Raw genomic sequence first — 16,513 nt, forward strand, 5'->3', positions numbered from 1 at the left:
TTGATTGGGCGGATGCACGACGCACCGCATCCCCGTTTTCCCTTCCACGGCAGCTTTCCCCGCGCCTTTGCCGCCTTGCTCGACCCGCCTGCCTGCGACAGCCTCTTCGAGCGCCGCGGGCCTCGCGGCGGCCCGGATCCCAAGCTCAGCCCCTGGCAATGGCTGATGACCCGGACCTATCACCAGCTTGCACCGGCAGGCAGCTTCTCCACGCACGTGAAAGAAATCACCGGCATCCGCATCTCCGGCAGCGCGCTGAGCCAGCGCGGCAAAGCCATCGGCTGGGAATTGCTCCACGAGGCGCTGCACCTGGCGCTGCGTCCCCTGGCCGATCCGGCCTTGCATCCCGGGGCCTTCCACCGCGGCCTGCGGCTGCTGGCCATCGACGGCACCACCTTCAACCTGCGCAACACCCCTGCCATCGCGGAGCGTGCCGTCAAGGTGCCCTGCGGCAAGGGCAACGGCCAGCCGGCCTTCGCCCGCATGCTGGCGGTGGTGCTTGTCGAACTCGGCATGTACCAGCCCCTGGCTGCCGCACCCGGCTGGCAGGGCGAAGGCGAAGCCACGCTGGCCCGGCGGATCCTCCAGGAACGGGAGCTGCCGGAAAAGAGCCTCTTGCTCGGCGACCGCCTCTACGGCACGCCCTCGTTGCTGTGGCATTTCAAGCCCGCCCTGGAGAAGGGTGGCGGAGCCTTCCTGATGCGGGTGAAGTCCAACCTCAAGGCCACCGTCAAGGAGCACCTGTCCGACGGCTCGCGGCGCATCGTGGTGAAGGTGACCGATCCCGCGACCCGCCGTGTCGCGGGCACCCTGGAGCTGCGCGAGATCCTCGCCACCGTGACGGTGGCGGGCGGTGGCAAGCCGCTGCAACTCCGGCTCTGGACCAGCCTCATGGACGAAACGCTCCATCCCGCCGCGGAACTGGTGGAACTCTATGCCGCGCGCTGGCAGCACGAATTGTTTTTCCGCGAACTCAAGGTGAAGCTCCACGGGCGCGGCGACCTGCTCGACGCGCAGACCCCTGAAACCGCGGCGCAGGAAGTGCTCGCGCTGCTGATGGCCGCGGCGGTGCTGGCGCTGCAACGCGCGGCGGTGGCGGAAGCGGCGGGCGTGGAGGTCCCGCGGATCAGCTTCGCGGTGGTGCGCGACTACACCGCGGCGATGTGCAAGCTGCTGGAACTCGGCAACGACCTGATGGAATTGCCGAAGCGGGCGATCTGGGTGGCACGCGCGCTCAAGCAACTGGCGGAAGTGGCGCTGATACCGTGGCGCAAGCCGCGGAGCTGCCAGAGGGCGCTGCGGCAACCGGTCAAGGACTGGCCGAAGATGAAACAGCCGAGCTCGTTGCCGCTGCTCAAGAGCATCACGATCAACCCGGCGAGTCCTTAACGGCATTGGCCTAAAGGCGGACGAAGCCACCCCGCAGTCCGTTTCTCCCCAATGGATCGCAATCGCCCCAGCGCCCTCCCATCCACTGTTCCTCCGCACAGGGCTCGTATTTCCCCCCTACCACCATCGTCCCCCCTCATGCATTGGGGCTTGCTACCCTGCCCCGGCTCCTTCTCGCTCGCCGGCCTTGGACCGCATCGACCGTCAAGTTCTCAAAAGCGTCTCGCGCTCGTTCTACCTGAGCCTGCGCGCGTTGCCGCAACCCATGCGCCCTGCCACCGGCACCGGCTACCTCCTCGCTCGCGCCAGTGATACCATCGCCGACACCCCCGGCATCCCGGTCGATGACCGCCTCGAACTCCTCGACGCATTCGGTGCCAGGATCGCCGGCAAGGACAGCCTCTGGCGGCGTGACAAGCTGAAGAACTTCATCGCCCTCCAGGACAACGACGCCGAGCGCGTCCTCCTCGAACGCCTCGACGAAGCCTTCGACCAACTCACCGCCCTCGACGCGCTCCAGGCCGATGCCGTCCGCGACGTGGTCACCACCATCATCGGCGGCCAGCGTCTCGATCTCGTCCGCTTCGATGACGCCAAGAAGTCACTTCCCAAAGCCCTCCGCACCGAAGACGAACTGGAGGACTACTGCTACCGCGTGGCCGGCTGCGTCGGCGGCTTCTGGACCCGTATCGGTTTCCTGACTCTCGGCGAGCGCTTCTCCGACTCGCTGCCTGAAGACCTCGACGCCCTCGGCGTGCGCTACGGCATGGGCCTGCAACTGGTGAACATCCTTCGCGATCTGCCGGAGGATCTCGCCAATGGCCGTTGCTACCTGCCCCTCGCCGATCCCCGCGACCCCGAGGCCCTCGCTGCCGCCCGCCGCGACTGGCTCGCGCACGCCTCGGTCTGGCTTGAGTCCGGCCGCCGCTACGCCTCGCGCCTCAAGCTCCGCCGCCTCCGCGCCGCCTCCGTGCTGCCCGCCTTGATCGGTGAGGACACCATCGCCCTGCTCGCCGCAGCCGAACCGCTTCCGTCGCAGAAGCTCAAGGTGACCCGCGCCGCCGTGAAGCGCTCTCTCTGGAAAGCCCTTTGGTGGCCGCGTAAGGCATGAAAGCAAAGGAATCGTGCTAGTAACACGGACGGCTCTTCCCCTGGGAGCGCGGAGCCACCCGGCCCGCAGAACGGTCCCACGCTGCCCTGAGTACGGAAAGGCACGCATCAAAGCGACAGCGGTATCCACACGCACCACGAGAACGTCCGGGCAACAAGGGCTGCTTTTGCGGGGCAGTGCCTCCGCGCTCCAAGCGCTAACGCGTCAGACCGGACACAATGCGGATCGCGCGGCTCCGCCAATCACTTCGGCCCACCCGTCGGCAGTGCTGCCACGCGCCATGGCGGGATATCTTGGTACTGCCGGATCGAAGGCCGCTTCGTCTTCGGGTCAACCGTGGCGATCACCATGTCGCGCTTTTCCTCGGCGGACTTCCACGACTGGCTCGACACCGGGGTCCAGCCGCCCTTGCCGTTATCATAGTCGACCCGCGCGGTGAACATGCCCCATTCGTCGGCCGTCTTCACCATGGGATAAATGGCCATCCCGCCCGGCTCGATCGGTGGCAGATCCGCCCCGGCGAAGTTCAATCGGATCTTCACGGCCCCCAGGTTCAAAACCCGTGTCGACCCCATCGCGAAGGATGCCTCGTCATCGTTGAGCGCATGCACCCGATACACCATCTTCGCGTCGGGGGAGGGGAGGAAGAGGAAGACCTGACGCTCGCTCTTGGCCAGCTTGCCCTCCGCGATCACCTTCGGCGGGTTGCTGTTCTCGGCGAAGAAGCGGACCATCCCGTCTTCAAAGACGCCCTTGGTTTCCGTCCCGAAGCCGCTGGTCGGCAGCGGCACTTGGACCGGTGCTCCCGCGGCAGGTGCCGGCAGGCTCACGTATTTAACATCGCCCATGTGCTGGTAGCACAGCGCGCGGAAACTCACGGTGCGCTTCTCTTGCGCGGCGGCGGTGAACGCCCCTGAAATGAACACCAGGGAGGCGAGGCAGGAGATGGCTTTGTGCATCGGGATACTAAAGGGTTTCCGCGACTCTCGGTTCAAATTTCATCCTGTGCAAGCCAGCGGAAGCTCACCATCTGGAAACGGCGCCCGAAGGTCTGGTTCGGGATGCTCTGCAGGCTCGCGATCGCCTTCTCCGGTGCTTCCGAGGAATCGATGAACTCCGGCACGCGTTGCACCACCGCTTCGCACCAGGCTCGGGCCAGGATCTTGTTATCCTTCTTGTCGGTCGCGTCCCCGTAGCAACGGATCGCGAAGGTATCGCCGCGGACCGTCACGTGGGAGCCGATCACGCTCAGCACGTCACCTTGGCTCAGCGAGCCGGGTGCCATGATGGTATTGTTGCCGAAGGCGGCGGTGGCAGCCAGATACTTGTGGTTGCCAATGTTGGCCGCACCCAGTTCCAAGCCGTCGTCTTCCACGGGATCGTTCAGGTCGGATTCCCGGATGGCAGCCTGTATGGCACCCCGCAGGGTCCGCTCATCCCCGGAACTCCCGACCCGCCGGTTGACGAATTCGGACAGCGAAAGGAATGGTCCGCGCTCGCGGATCTCCTCCACCAACTTCTCCGCCAAGGTCCGCACCTGGCCTTCGTTCAAGCTCCGGTAGCCCTGCCACGGGTGTTGTTTGGCGTTATCCATGCTGCCGTCGATCACTCCTTCGGCGGGGCGGCGTACCCGCGGGAAGGGAGACGCATTTTTGTCACCGTTTTCGATGCCTGCCACTGTCGAAACCTGGGCATTGCGAAGCGCTGAGAGGTACGCTGGCCCAAGCGTCCACCGAGAGGGAGTTCACGTTGAACCCGCCTTCCTCGATCATGTGCGCGGCGGCGAGCAGCCAGGCATCGTTCGAACTCAGCGCCGCCGTCGTTTCCTCGGCACTGTTGCCGCCAAGCAAGGGTTTTAGACGCTCGTTCAGCAGCCTGCCTTTGCCGCTGACGAACTCCTCGATGACTTTGCCGGTGGTCCGCGTGTTCGTTCCGAAGACCGCCGCATTCTGTGGCGCGATCGTTGAAAGGAAGTAGCGGTCCCACATCGCCGCATTCGTTAGCCAGGCCTGATCGAGCATTTCGGAACCGTCGCCTGGCCAAGAGCTCTTGATCCGCTCGGTACCGATCAGGGGGCTCGCCAGCGATTCACCTGCCGTGTAAGTTACATTCGGATGGAAGCCGGTATTGCCGGTGCGGGCGTGGCGGAACTGCGCCAGCGATTGCAGCGGCATTTGCGGGATCTCGTAGAAGGTCGCACGCGGCATCCCGCTATCCAAGCCGTGGCCGCCGAAGAAAAAGGCCTCCTGTTTGGCGCGGTCCTCTTCGATCGCCCTGTTACCTCCGCGGATCGGCATCATCACCATCTCGATCGGGACGTCTCCCTGCAGATCCTTGCCGGCGGAGAAGTCGATTTTTGAAATCCCGATCCCGGGAGCCGCATCCGCATAGGGCCGGCTCGGCACAAAGGACTCCTTGGTGGTCTTGCCGGAAACGCTGAAAAGCACGAAAGGCTTTGGGTTCAGATATTTGCTCACCGCGGTCTCGTTCCTCTCGTAGAGGTCGGCCACCGTTAACTCCTTGTCGTCGGGCAACTTGGGAAACACCTCGGGGAATTTGCGGGAACCGTTCGGGAAGCGGATCGAGGTGCCTTCCTCAACGAGTTCCTTCAGTCGCTGTACGCTTTGGTAATTTACCCGGATGGCCCCGGTCTTGGTCAGCTTGTTGGCGCTCTTGACCTCGGTCACGATCGTGAAGGTATTGGCGGCCACCTTGGGTGCCATAGGGCCGAAGGTGACGCCTATTTTTTCGGTGCCCTTGAGGGCCACGATCCCTTCGCCGCCGCTATTCGCCACACCCGCCGCGGTTTGCAGCGGTCTCGGATTGAGCCAGTCCACGTCGAAGCCGCAACTGGTGGAGGGCGGCGAGATCAGGGTCGGTGCCATCTGGAAGTCCGCGGTGAAATTGCGGCCTTGGTTCCAATCGAAGAGTTTTGTGCCATCGGCCCCGGCGCCCGGCTGTTCATCCACCCATCTCCACGAAGGCTCGACCTTGGGCGTGCCGAAGAGCTTCGTCTGCCCGGGCAACATGCGGATCGGCTGCGTCGTATTGGTCACCGAGGTCCTGAGCGTCACCCCGAAATTTTTCGTCAGGCTGCTATCGCCCTCGGTGGAGGCGAACATGCCGTTCACCGGTACCAGCGTGCTGCTCAGCGGCTGGCCATCGATCATGATGTTGAAGCCGATCGGGATGTCCTCGAAACTGACCTTCACGCTGTCGAAGGTCAGCGGCACATTGTAGGGATTGTGCAGGGTCACCACCGGCAGATACATCAGGTGCAGCATGTAATTGCGTCCCAAAGCCTTCAGCCTGGTAATCCGGTCGGGGTTATGCGCGTCACGTACGATCAGCGAGAAGATCACGTCCACCCGCAGTACCGAAGGGGCAAGGATCATGTCCTTCGGTGCCTGCGGCTTCGGCAGGTATTTCTGCAATTGGGGATTGTAGACTGTCGCATCATAGCCAGCGGGCATAAAGGCCGCTACGCCGTCCGCATCCGGCTTGGTGCCGCCGATCGATTTGCCAATCTTGTCGTAAAGATTGTGATAGCCAGCGAGCGCGCTCATATACGGATCGCCCTCTCCCGTCTGCAGCCCGGCATCGCTGAAGAGCCGGATGTTCTTCTCACCGGCCGTGAGCGTGCGCGAGAAGAGGCTGCTCAGATCCTTCTTCAGCCCCCCGTCCACCGGGTTGGTCATCAGCGAAGCCGACCACACGGTCAGGTCCGGCGTCAGCTGGCCCATCTTGTCCTTGCCCACCTGCAGGTCGGCCGAGCCGGTGCTGATCATCTTCGCGACGTTCGCTGCCGTCGCTTCGAAATCTTCCAAGGCCTCGATCACCTGCGGGCCGTCGGCGGCAGGTGCCCCGACATGCGCGATCTCGCGGGCTGGGGAGCTCAGGGTCCGCTCGGAAGGCAGGCTCAGCCGCGACTTCGTGCTCTCGTCCATCGTCGCCCACGCGATGTGTCCATTCAGGGCAGCTCCCTCGACGATGGTCGGCTTCACCGCCATCCGCGCATCCGCGCCCGAACTCTTGGTGCGCTCCTTGAGCGTACCCTCCCCGAGCAGCAGCGCGGCCCCCGGCGTTTCCGGAGAAACGTGCGGCACCGTGGTCATATTGGGTTTGGCAGCACCGCCCAGCGAACTGGAGGCCAACCAACCGGTGAAACGGCTATCCTTGTCATAGGTTGAGGTCCCTTGCTCGCCGCGCGCCCATGCCTTCCAAGCACCCGTGAAACCGATCGGCGTCGATTCATCCGCAATCGCCGCCGGCGCGGTGATCCGCTGGTCCGGCCCTGCCGACTTCTGCAATTGGCCGATCGCCATCATCAGCGCCATCCGCGCATTGCTACGCGCCACCCGCATCGCGTCTTCTTGGGTAGAGGCTCGGAGCGAGACGGTCGAAAGGGTCAACAAGCCCACCGAAAGGATCGTCAGTAGCACCATCAGCGAGAGGGAGATGACCAAAGCGAATCCGCTAGCTCGCCCTCTGCGGCGCGGGGTCATGTGTCGTTTTTGCCGGTATGAATTGGGTTTCATGACGTCTAGTGGATAATTGACTCCAATTTTGTCACGATGTAAATACATAAACGATCTGCGGGCGGGGCTTTCGCTCGAACCGTCGTGCAGGAGACCCGCGCGGGGTGCCGGCACCGTCCCGGAAATGGATTTGCTCAAGGTCTTCGTCGTTATGGGGTCACGCTCTCGGGAAGGACGCGGACCGCGAGAAGAACGGGCCGCGAGCGAAAATGAATTGGGTTTCATAGACGTCTTTAAACAATAGGGGTGAAATGGGGGTTCCGTAAATACATAATGGATGCACCTACCCATTTGGGGGACCTCCTCCTATCTTACCGGAACACCCCTGGAACACCCGTGGCCAATGGCAATGTCCGTGGGTTGTCTTACAGCTTTGCCCCAACCCACGCCGGGCACCACGCCATCGCTGACCCCGCAGGAATCAAAGCTAAAGTAGCCGAGGGTGAGGTCCGGCGGGGGACGGCTTGAAGCGTCGGAACAAAGCCGGTTCGTTTTTGGGTGCCGCCATAAGCCGGACCGCTCGGAGGGCGGTCCCTGCCTTTTTAAAGACAGCCTCTAACAGCCAACTTTGAAAACGGCGACTTGTGTGTAGCGGTCAGGGATGAGCCTGTCGACGACCACCGGGCTCCTACCACCGCCCGATCACCGTCTCCGGCACTACCGCCGTCACCTCGCCCCGCCGGACTTCTTTCTTCCCGATATTCACCGCCGGAAACTCCGCGACCAGGCAGGGCGAGGCCTGACCCTCGCCGCTCAGCACCGCCCGCTCCGGCACCTTCAGCCAGCCTTCGCAACGCTTGCCGCCCCATGGATCGAGATAGACCACCTGGAAGCCGCCTTCACCCTTCCCCAGCTTCTTCGGAATCCCGGTAACCGTCACGAAATGCCCCTGCACCGGCGTCCAGCGGTCCTTCCTCAGGACCTGGCGGCGCAGGCTGAGAACCGGCGGCACGCCTTTTTCCAGCGAAGCATTCAGGCGCCGCCACACCCGCTGCAGAAGTTCTTCCCCCGATTCCCCGCGCTGCACGAACAGGCCGTCGTGAACCAGCACCGGCAGATACAAGGGCTTGCCCATCTCGTTGGCCGCCGTCACCAGGTCTTCCACATTGATGCCCGCGGAAGTCCAGCGCGTGCGCCCTTTCAAGGTCTCGGAAGGCCGCAAGCCGTGCGCGCGGATCCACTTGCCGATCTGCTCGCGATCCTTGCTACCGGGCAAGGACGCCGCCGCCGTTTGCCAAGCAGCGTTCCCGCAGCGATAGGATGATAGCAAGGCCGCCGGTCCGCAGGCATTCCCGGAAATGCTGAGCTGGTTCGCCGGCTGCCCCCCGGGATTCGGTGCCTCCCGCATGTCGCCCGCAAGGGCAGCTCCACTCAGGGCAACGGTTGCCACCAGGAAGAATCCAAGAACCACGGATGGACACCGATGGACACGGATCAAAGGCAGCCCGATCCCGGGCACTGCACCGTTCCGGTTCTTATCTGTGTTCATTCATGTTCATCCGTGGTTGGAAATGCAGGTCGGGCTACCGCAGCCAGTCGCACCCTGTCGCTCCTGGTATCGCCCTCCGGCAGCTCTATCCGCGGCATCGGCGTGATCCGCGGCCGAATCACCCCGGCAAACCCGAAGGAAAGCGGAACCTACTTGGACGCGGGAGCGGTATAGACATCGGTGCGCCGGTTGTTAAACGGCCTGATGTCGCTGCCGCCAATGGAAACCTGCGATTGGACCCGTGCGCCGGCCGCGGTCAGGTTTAGCGGCAGCGTGAAGGTCGTGATGTCGCCGGGCCGCAGCGTGGTGATGTTCATGTTGCTGGTGCCGTCCGGGGTGGTCACCGTCACCGGCGCATTCACCAGCGTGGTGGTCCCGCGGTTCTGCACCGTCACCTGCAATTGCATCTGACCGTTGGCCGTCGTCGTCACGTAGTTCGAGGCGATCGCCGCGTCGGCGATGCCCGGCGTTCCGGAGCGGAAGATCCGTCCCAGATCGACATTGCCGCCGCCATAGTAGCTGTCGCTGCCCGGCGCTCCCGCTTCATCCAGATTGAAGACCACCATGTCATAGGCCTTGCCGCTGCTGATCCGGCTGCCGCCCTGCGACATCGTCGCCGCCAGCACCCCTGCGCCGATCGGCGAACTGGCCGAGGTGCCCGTGAAATAGACGCTCTGACCGCCGGTCCAGGCCGTGACCAGATCGAGCCCGGGTGCCATCATGGCGATCTTCCCCTGGTTGGAGAAGTTCAGATAGGTCCCGTTGGCATCCACCGCGCCGATCGCCGCCACGCCGTCGTAGGCGGCAGGGTAGGAGACCTGGTCGTGGCCCTCGTTGCCGCCGGAGGCATAGATCTTGATGCCCGCGGCCTGTGCCTGCGTCACGGCCTCCTGCAGGATCGACGAGTTGCCGTAGGAGCCCATCGAGATGTTGATGATGTCCACCCCGGCTTCCATCGCTGCCATGATCCCCTGGGCTAACAGGAAGCTGTTAGACTGCCCGCCGTCATTGGCCACCCGCCACGACAAGCGTTCCGCAGCAGGCGCGATCTGCCCGATCAGGTCCGATACCGCCGTGCCATGGCCGTTCCAATTCGCGGCATCTTCCGGTGGCGGCACCAGGTAGAAGTTCTTCGCGTTCGGCAGCGTGGAGCCGGTGTCGAGAATGCCGACCTTCACGCCTTTTCCATACGCGGAGTTGTCCCCCGTCACCCCCAGCCAGGCGAGCAGTTGGTCGCCCATCCCCACCGCGCCCTCCTGCACCTCTCCGGTCTTCGGCGTCGGCAGATAGACCGGGTAAATGTAGCCCGACTGCTCGCTGCCATCCAGCAGCGCGTTCAGATCATCCTCCGAAAGGAAACCCACGTGCAGGGCATTGAGCTTGTCGATTGAACCGAGGATCGCGATCCCGTGGTCCTTGGCCGCTGCCAGGAAGCGCTCCATCGCCGCCCGGTCTGAAAATCGCAGCGAGCGCTGGTTCTGCAGCGCTCCCGCCTCCTCGGCCGCCTCGTCGTGCCGCAGCTTCGGATCGCGCTTGCCGGTCTTGCTTTCGAGCGGCGGCGGGTCATGCACCGGCCGCGGCTCCAGCGGCGGGGCTGTCACCACCGGCTTGGGCTCCGGCAAGCTCGCCGAGCGGGTGATCCACCATCCCGCCACGCCGCTTCCCAGCACCGCGATCAGGATCATCAGCCGTTGGCTGCCGCTTTTCATGTCTCCACATAAACCCGCCGGGCCGCTTCCGGTAGCGGAAAATTCCCCGGGAGCGCCGGTTTCCCCTTATCGAGGCCATTTCCACCACCCTCATCCCCCGCAGCGGCACTCCGCTTGATGATTGGAAGATTGGTGATTGGTGATTGGTGATTTCTTCTACCTTCCTACTGCGGCGGCTTGATCACCACCGGCGGCGCGTCCTCATACAGGTTCAACTGCGGCAGCTTCGACTTCGGATCGAGGTAAACGATCGCGATGTCCCGCTTGGCCGCCACAGCACGCCAGCGTGAGTTGTAAAACTCCGTGAACTCCTTCGGCGCGGTCTCGTAAGTCACCTTGGCGTCGAATTGGTTCAGGTGGTTCACCTTGCGCACCTGCTCGATGATCGCGGTTTTCCCCGGGGCTACGACCTTGCCCTTGTCGTCCGAGAATTCGCCCAGCTCGAAGCGGACATTGGCCGGGGTCAAATTGATGGCCTTGGTGGTCCCGAGCGGAAAGGCGCCTTCGTCGTCGGCCATCGCCACCACCAGATAGGGCACCTCGGGCTTGCCCGGATTCGGCAGGAATAGGAATAGCAGCTTCGCGCTGTCCGGCACGCTCACCGCCGGCAGGGCAGGGGATGGCTTGCCCGGCTGCGGGGCCACCCCGGTCAGGTAGAAGGTGGCCTTGCCGCCCCTCACGGTGGCGTCCAGCGGCCGCGAAAAGACCTCCGTGTAGAGCGGCACTTCCACTAGGCCGCCGCCCTCGGCTGCCGGCAGGTAGAGCATCTTGACGTTGTTGACGTGGCTGAAGCACAGCGTCCGCACCGTGACCTTGCGCGCCTCCTGAGCGGCAAGCGGCATGGCCATCACGAGCAGAAATCCGAAAACGCGGCGAAGGATCATGAAACTAAGGGTGATACGGCTTGGAGGCACTTGCAAGCGGCGCGAGGCTCAAACCGCCTCCTCTTGGCACTTGGAACTTCTTACTTGGAACTTTGAATTTCCCCTCATACCTCATCCTTCCCCAGCCAGCGGAATCCCGTGACCATGAAGCGCCGGCCGAAGTACTGGTTGATCTCTTTCAGCGACTCCGTGGCGGTCTCCGGCGCGTTGCTCGCGTCGATGAAATCCGGCACGCGCTGCACCACCGCCTCGCACCAAGCACGGGCGATCACCTTGTCGTTCGTATCCAGCGCCTCGCCATAGGAGCGGACGCGGAAGGTATCCGAGCGCACCGCCACCACCGAGCCCACCGCCGAGAGGATGTCACCCTGCGTCAGGTAGCCGGGGGCACCCGCGGCGTTCATGCCGGCCATCGCTTCCGGGAAGGCGTAGCCTTCAGGACCCAGGTCGGCAGTCGTGTAAGTCTTCGAGTCCGCATCGAAACGGGTATTGATATCCGTCTTGTCGATCGCCGTCTGCAGTGCGCCCTCGCGGGCTTGGTTCTTGTCGCTGCCAGGGCGGCGGTTGACGAATTCGGCGAGCGAGAGGAAGGGGCCGCGCGCCTTGACTTCCTGCACGATGTTCACCGCGAGCTGTTGGATTTGCTGCTCTTGCAGCGTGCGCATCCCGGTCCAGCGGGCGTGGCGGCCTTGCACCCCGTTTGCCTTCTCCACCGCCGGCCCCGCCGCGCGGCGCATCCGGGTGAAGGGGAAGGACGCGTTGGCTTCCGTTCCTTTCATGGGGGTCGCTTGCCCGTCGACTAAGCTGCTGAAGTCGATATCCTGCTGGTTGAGCGAGGCCAGCAGCGCGGCCCAGGCATTCACCGAGGTCGAGTTCACGTTGAAGGCACCGTCGATCATCAGGTGCGCGGCGCTGGCCAGATAGCCGTTCTCCTCCATCAGCGCGCCGACCGTTTCCTCCGTGGAAGAATTGCCGGTCGCGATGAAGCGCGGGTTGAGCAACGGCTCCTCGCCGCCGAAGAATTTCTGGGCGACGCCCTCCACGCTGCGTCCATCAAGCAGCGGACCGGCGTACGGCGAGAGGGTCGAGAAGTAGTAGCTGTCCCAGAGCGCGGTATTGGCCAGCCACGCATGGTCGAGCAGTTTGTAGTCCTTGGTGCCGCTGATCGCCACCGAGCCGGCGGGGATCATGCTGCTCGCGTAGGATTCCCCCACCGTGTAGGAGGCACCGGGCAGGAAGCCCTGGTTGCTGAGCTGGGCGTGCCGGAGCTGCGCCAGGCTCTCCATCGGAAGCTGGGGGATCTCATACTGCGGCGCGATCCGGGTGCCGTTGGCATCGCTGACGCCGGTGAAGAACTTGCCGCGGTTGAAGGCGTCGAGCGGGAACTTGTAGCCCGGGGCCAGACGCTTGAGCGAGACCTCGAAGGGATGCACCCCCATCGGCTCCTTGGCCAGGTCGATGCCCACCAGGCTGGTGGTCTGTCCGCCCTGCACCCAAGGCTTGGTCGGCGTGTCGGAGTCGAGCGTGGTCTTGGCGTAGAAGCTGAACTGCGCGAAGGCCTTGCAACGGGTGAAATCCTTCAGCTTGTCGCCCGGGCTCTGATACATTTCGTCGCCGCGGTAGGGGCGCTCGAGCCGTTCTTCACCGCCGTTGGCGAAGCCGGAGGACGTCCGGCTCAGCGCCTTGCGCAGCGTGCTGTCATCCACGTAGTCGAGATCCAGGCTGCCACAGCGCCTCTTCACGTTGCCCTGCAACAGTTGGATCTCGACCGACAGGCGCGGTCCTGTTTGCGACTCCGACTTCATCGGCGCGAATCCGACGTCGATCATGTCGCTCAGTTTGACCGGAAAGATGCCGCGGTTGTCATCGAACCCGGACTTGATGTGTTGGGGCGTGAGCCAGTCGATCCAGTAGCCGATGCCCTGCGAGGGATAGCCGGGGGCCAGCGGCAGATCGGCAGTCATGCCCTTGCCATCCGAGTCGTTGTAGTCGAAGAAGCTGGTGGATCCCGAATTCCAAGAAAGGTCGCCGCTGATCGATTCGCCGAAGACCCTGTTTTCGCCCGGCTGCATCGTCACCGCCGCCACCTTGGTTTTGGAGTAAGCACTGCGGATGTTCAGGCCGAAGCTCTTCGCCACGGTCGAGTTGCTCGGATGATTGACGTAAAGCTGGTTGAAGTGCGCCAGTTGGGTCGTCTGCGGCTGGCCGTTGCGGTAGAAGCGGAAGCCGATCGGCAGGTCCTTGAAGTCGATCCGCAGCTCGTCGAAGGTGAGCGGCACGCTGTACGGATTGTAGAGCGTCACGATCGGTGAGTAGATCATGTAGATCATGTAGTTGTCCTCCTTGGTGGCCAGATCGCCGTCCACTCCAGGTTCCCAGACGCCGTGGGCATCCTTGCAGACCAGCGAGAATTGCATCTGCACCTTCGCCACCACCGGCATCAGGATCATGTTTTGGTTCGCCTGCGGGGACACTTTGTTCACGCGGGCACGCGGATCATACTTGATCGTAACGTAGTTCTGCGGCACCGAGGCCTTCAGGCTGTCCGTGACCTTGCTGTAGAGGTTCGCGTATTCGTGGATCTGACCCCAGTAGGGGTTGGAGACCTCGGTGACCGCCACCGGATCGTCATAGACGCGGCGGTTGGAATAATCTCTTGGCAGGACGGTCTTCGAGAAAAGCAGGCTCAGGTCCTTGCGCAGCCCGCCGCGCGCCGCATCCGTCACCAAGCCGCGGGAGACGGTGGTGATCTCGTGCTGGTGCTCCGCCAGCTCCGGCATCTTGTTGATCAGGTCGCCGGTCGGCAGCGTGTAGAGCTTCTTCTGGTCGGTGCCCTTGAACCAATCGTAGGACTCGAAGCCATCCATGATCTCCACGCCGGAGCGGGAGGGTGCACCGGTCGCGGCCTGGTTGGCGGCCTTGCCGAGCTTCTTGCTGTCGCTGCGGTCCTCGCGCACCACGTCGACCTTGGTCTTCACGCCCTCGTCGAGCACGGCCCACGCATAGCGGCCGTCGTAGCCTTTGCCGCCGCCGGAAGTCTTGATCTTTTCCGCCCGCACGATGTCCGCCGGTGCCGGGCTCTTGCCGAGCGAGCCCTTCCCCATCAGCTCGGCGCGATCCGCATTGTCGGTGGTATCGGGCAGCTCGGAGGGGATGCCGGGCGAACCTTCCTCGCTCCCGGAAATCAGATAACCTTGGAACTCCTTGTCCTTCGCTGGCACCGGCGTGGCCGCGGTCGCCAGCTTACCATTCCAAGTCCCCGCTAGCCAGGACGGCGCGCCTTCCTTGGCGATCGTCGCCGGTGCGGTGATCTTCTGGTCTGCTCCCGCATGCTTCTGGAGTTGGCCGATCGCCATCGACAGCGCCAGCCGCGCATTCCCGCGCGCCACCTGCATCGCCTCGCTCTGGCCCGCCGAACGCAGCGAGACCGAGGACAAGGTCAGAAGACCCACGGCGAGGATCGTCAGCAGCACCATCAGCGACAAAGAGACCACCAAGGCGAACCCTTGCTTGCCCCTCCTTGCAAGGCGCGGACGTAAATGTAAGTTTTCCATGGAAGAGATGTGTTTCACGGCGTCTTGCGGTCCAAATTAGGGCGCAAATGCCCACTGTAAATACAAAAGGAGTCGAAAACGATGAATCCGGCGCATTAGATCCGAAAGAACCGATGAAAAGTGCGGAATCGTGAGTTGAAGCTGCTGAATCAGGCCCTGCTCCAAACCGCGGTATTCAAATGGCGCGAAAGAAATATAGCGGAAATGGGGCCAAGCAGCGGCCTCACCCTCATTTCTCCCGCAATCCGGCTTGCCCAAGCTCTTTCCCGCCCTCAAGCAAAGGGGGCGCATGCGTGACATGAGGTTATATCCTGCCTGGCAGGAGGAGGACTTGGGGATTCCGCTTCCCGATTCGCCCCACGCTTGTTCCGTCTGCCTCCCTACGTGGAAGGCCGTCCTCGGCTACGAGGAGGCACGGGACAAGGTCGTCCGGCGCATGCGCATGGGCTACCCGCGCTTCTTCCGCCATCCGCTCGTCGCCCGTCTCACAAGCATGGCCGCCGCCGAGATCGGCGGCGATGGCGAGGAAGTTTTCCTCTTTCCCACCCGTCTGGCCGCCCAGCGCGCCCAGCGCTGGATCGAGCCCCGCGGCGAGGTCGCTGTTAGACAGGCCGGCTTCCAGGGCCTGCAAGCCCTCGCCGTCCCCGTGAAGGCCCGCCAGGTCGCGGTCGACTACCAGCGCTTCACCGGTGAGCTGGTCAGCAGCCGCCACGCGGAGGACATCATCGCCGGCACGGCCCGCGGCGGTAACAAGACCCATCTCCTCCAGCGCCGCCTCGGCAAGATCGCCGGCACCGATCCCAAGCAGGTCCACATCTTCAACAGCGGCATGGCCGCCATCACCGCCGTGCTGCGCTCGCTGCCCGGGGTGAAGGAAGGCCGCAAGACCCTTCAGATCGAGTTCCCTTACGTGGATGCCCTCAAGGTCCAGGAGCTCTTCGGCAATGGCGTCGTCTTCCTCAATCAAGCGGAAGGGGAGTCCTTCGACGAAGCCCTGCGCCGCATCCGCCAGGGCGAATTCGCCGGCGTCTTCACCGAGGCCCCCAGCAACCCGCTCCTCCGCACCGCCGATATCCCGCGCCTCGCCGCCGCCTGCGCGGAAGGCGGCACGCCACTGATGATCGACGACTCCTCCGTCGGGCCCTCGAATGTCTCCGTCCTGCGCTATGCCGACGTGGTGACCAGCAGCCTGACCAAGTGGATGTCCGGCACCGGCGACGTCATGGCCGGCATGGCGGTTGTTAGACCGGACTCGCCCTTCGCCGGCCAGCTCCTCGCCGTGCTCGCGGAAGAAAGCGGGGCCAGCTCGCCTCTCTACGTCGCGGATGCCGAGGTCCTGCTCTCGAACCTCAAGGGCTATCCCGACCGCATGGCCCAGCACAATGCCAATGGCGATGCTCTCGCCGCGATGCTCGCCGCCCACCCGGCCGTCGGGGAGGTCTGGCACCCCAGCCTCGTCACCCGCGAGAATTACGACCGCATCAAGGCCCCCCGCGGCGGCTACGGCCCCTTGCTGTCCTTCGTTCTCAAGAATCCGAAGAAGGCCGGCAAGGTCTTCGACGCCTTGAAAGTCACGAAGGGCCCCAGCTTCGGCACCCCTTTCACCTTGGCCTGTCCCTACACGCTTCTGGCCCATTATCGGGAGCTTGATTGGGCGGATGGCTGCGGCGTTCCTCCCGAGCTGATCCGCGTTTCCTGCGGCACCGAAGAGACCTCGGTCCTCCTCGCGCACTTTGCGGCGGCTTTGGAGTTGGGCTGATGCCGACCTTTCGCAAATGCGGAGGATTCGAGGTCACTTGATCCCTCGAAAAATGATCAGCGGTGTAACATTAGCAAATT

General features: G+C 63.7%; 10 protein-coding genes. 3 read left to right on the forward strand and 7 right to left on the reverse strand.

Annotation, left to right across the window (positions count from 1 at the left end; all coding sequences use genetic code 11):
• Positions 1-12 precede the first annotated feature (12 nt).
• Together ABWK72_RS01160 and ABWK72_RS01165 are read left to right on the forward strand one after the other, a co-directional pair.
• The gene (locus ABWK72_RS01160; RefSeq protein WP_367870980.1) at positions 13-1,389 is read left to right on the forward strand and encodes an IS4 family transposase; all 1,377 of its coding nucleotides are present in this window, start codon (positions 13-15) and stop codon (positions 1,387-1,389) included.
• 187 nt (positions 1,390-1,576) lie between these two features.
• Entirely contained in the window at positions 1,577-2,500 is a 924-nt protein-coding gene (locus tag ABWK72_RS01165) for a phytoene/squalene synthase family protein (protein ID WP_367872940.1), read from the forward strand.
• A gap of 242 nt (positions 2,501-2,742) precedes the next feature.
• Here the strand turns inward: ABWK72_RS01165 and ABWK72_RS01170 are convergent, their stop codons facing one another.
• The 7 genes from ABWK72_RS01170 to ABWK72_RS01200 form a co-directional block, all read right to left on the reverse strand.
• Entirely contained in the window at positions 2,743-3,459 is a 717-nt protein-coding gene (locus ABWK72_RS01170; RefSeq protein WP_367872941.1) for a hypothetical protein, read from the reverse strand.
• Between the two features lie 32 nt (positions 3,460-3,491).
• Entirely contained in the window at positions 3,492-4,094 is a 603-nt protein-coding gene (locus ABWK72_RS01175; protein WP_367872942.1) for a hypothetical protein, read from the reverse strand.
• 61 nt (positions 4,095-4,155) lie between these two features.
• A complete protein-coding gene (locus ABWK72_RS01180; RefSeq protein WP_367872943.1) occupies positions 4,156-7,038 on the reverse strand; it encodes a hypothetical protein in 2,883 nt (960 codons plus the stop codon).
• Positions 7,039-7,666: 628 nt separating this feature from the next.
• The gene (locus ABWK72_RS01185) at positions 7,667-8,428 is read right to left on the reverse strand and encodes a hypothetical protein (protein ID WP_367872944.1); all 762 of its coding nucleotides are present in this window, start codon (positions 8,426-8,428) and stop codon (positions 7,667-7,669) included.
• Positions 8,429-8,676: 248 nt separating this feature from the next.
• Entirely contained in the window at positions 8,677-10,236 is a 1,560-nt protein-coding gene (locus ABWK72_RS01190) for a S8 family serine peptidase (protein ID WP_367872945.1), read from the reverse strand.
• Between the two features lie 164 nt (positions 10,237-10,400).
• A complete protein-coding gene (locus ABWK72_RS01195) occupies positions 10,401-11,120 on the reverse strand; it encodes a hypothetical protein (protein WP_367872946.1) in 720 nt (239 codons plus the stop codon).
• 104 nt (positions 11,121-11,224) lie between these two features.
• Positions 11,225-14,617 (reverse strand): hypothetical protein, encoded by a 3,393-nt coding sequence (locus ABWK72_RS01200; protein WP_367872947.1) that lies wholly within the window; start codon positions 14,615-14,617, stop codon positions 11,225-11,227.
• Positions 14,618-14,972: 355 nt separating this feature from the next.
• Here ABWK72_RS01200 and ABWK72_RS01205 point away from each other — a divergent pair, with 355 nt between their 5' ends.
• On the forward strand, positions 14,973-16,433 hold the full coding sequence (locus ABWK72_RS01205) for a PLP-dependent transferase (protein WP_367872948.1): 1,461 nt from the start codon (positions 14,973-14,975) through the stop codon (positions 16,431-16,433).
• The last annotated feature ends 80 nt before the right edge of the window (positions 16,434-16,513 follow it).

The sequence above is a fragment of the Luteolibacter sp. Populi genome, assembly GCF_040801775.1.
In the GTDB taxonomy this organism is placed as follows: Bacteria; Verrucomicrobiota; Verrucomicrobiia; order Verrucomicrobiales; family Akkermansiaceae; genus Haloferula.

Excerpts from the sequence above, each read along its gene's own strand:
- ABWK72_RS01160 (WP_367870980.1), top strand. The coding sequence starts at position 13 with ATGCACGACGCACCGCATCCCCGTTTTCCCTTCCACGGCAGCTTTCCC.
- ABWK72_RS01170 (WP_367872941.1), bottom strand. The coding sequence starts at position 3,459 with ATGCACAAAGCCATCTCCTGCCTCGCCTCCCTGGTGTTCATTTCAGGG.
- ABWK72_RS01175 (WP_367872942.1), bottom strand. The coding sequence starts at position 4,094 with ATGGATAACGCCAAACAACACCCGTGGCAGGGCTACCGGAGCTTGAAC.
- ABWK72_RS01180 (WP_367872943.1), bottom strand. The coding sequence starts at position 7,038 with ATGAAACCCAATTCATACCGGCAAAAACGACACATGACCCCGCGCCGC.
- ABWK72_RS01190 (WP_367872945.1), bottom strand. The coding sequence starts at position 10,236 with ATGAAAAGCGGCAGCCAACGGCTGATGATCCTGATCGCGGTGCTGGGA.
- ABWK72_RS01195 (WP_367872946.1), bottom strand. The coding sequence starts at position 11,120 with ATGATCCTTCGCCGCGTTTTCGGATTTCTGCTCGTGATGGCCATGCCG.
- ABWK72_RS01205 (WP_367872948.1), top strand. The coding sequence starts at position 14,973 with ATGAGGTTATATCCTGCCTGGCAGGAGGAGGACTTGGGGATTCCGCTT.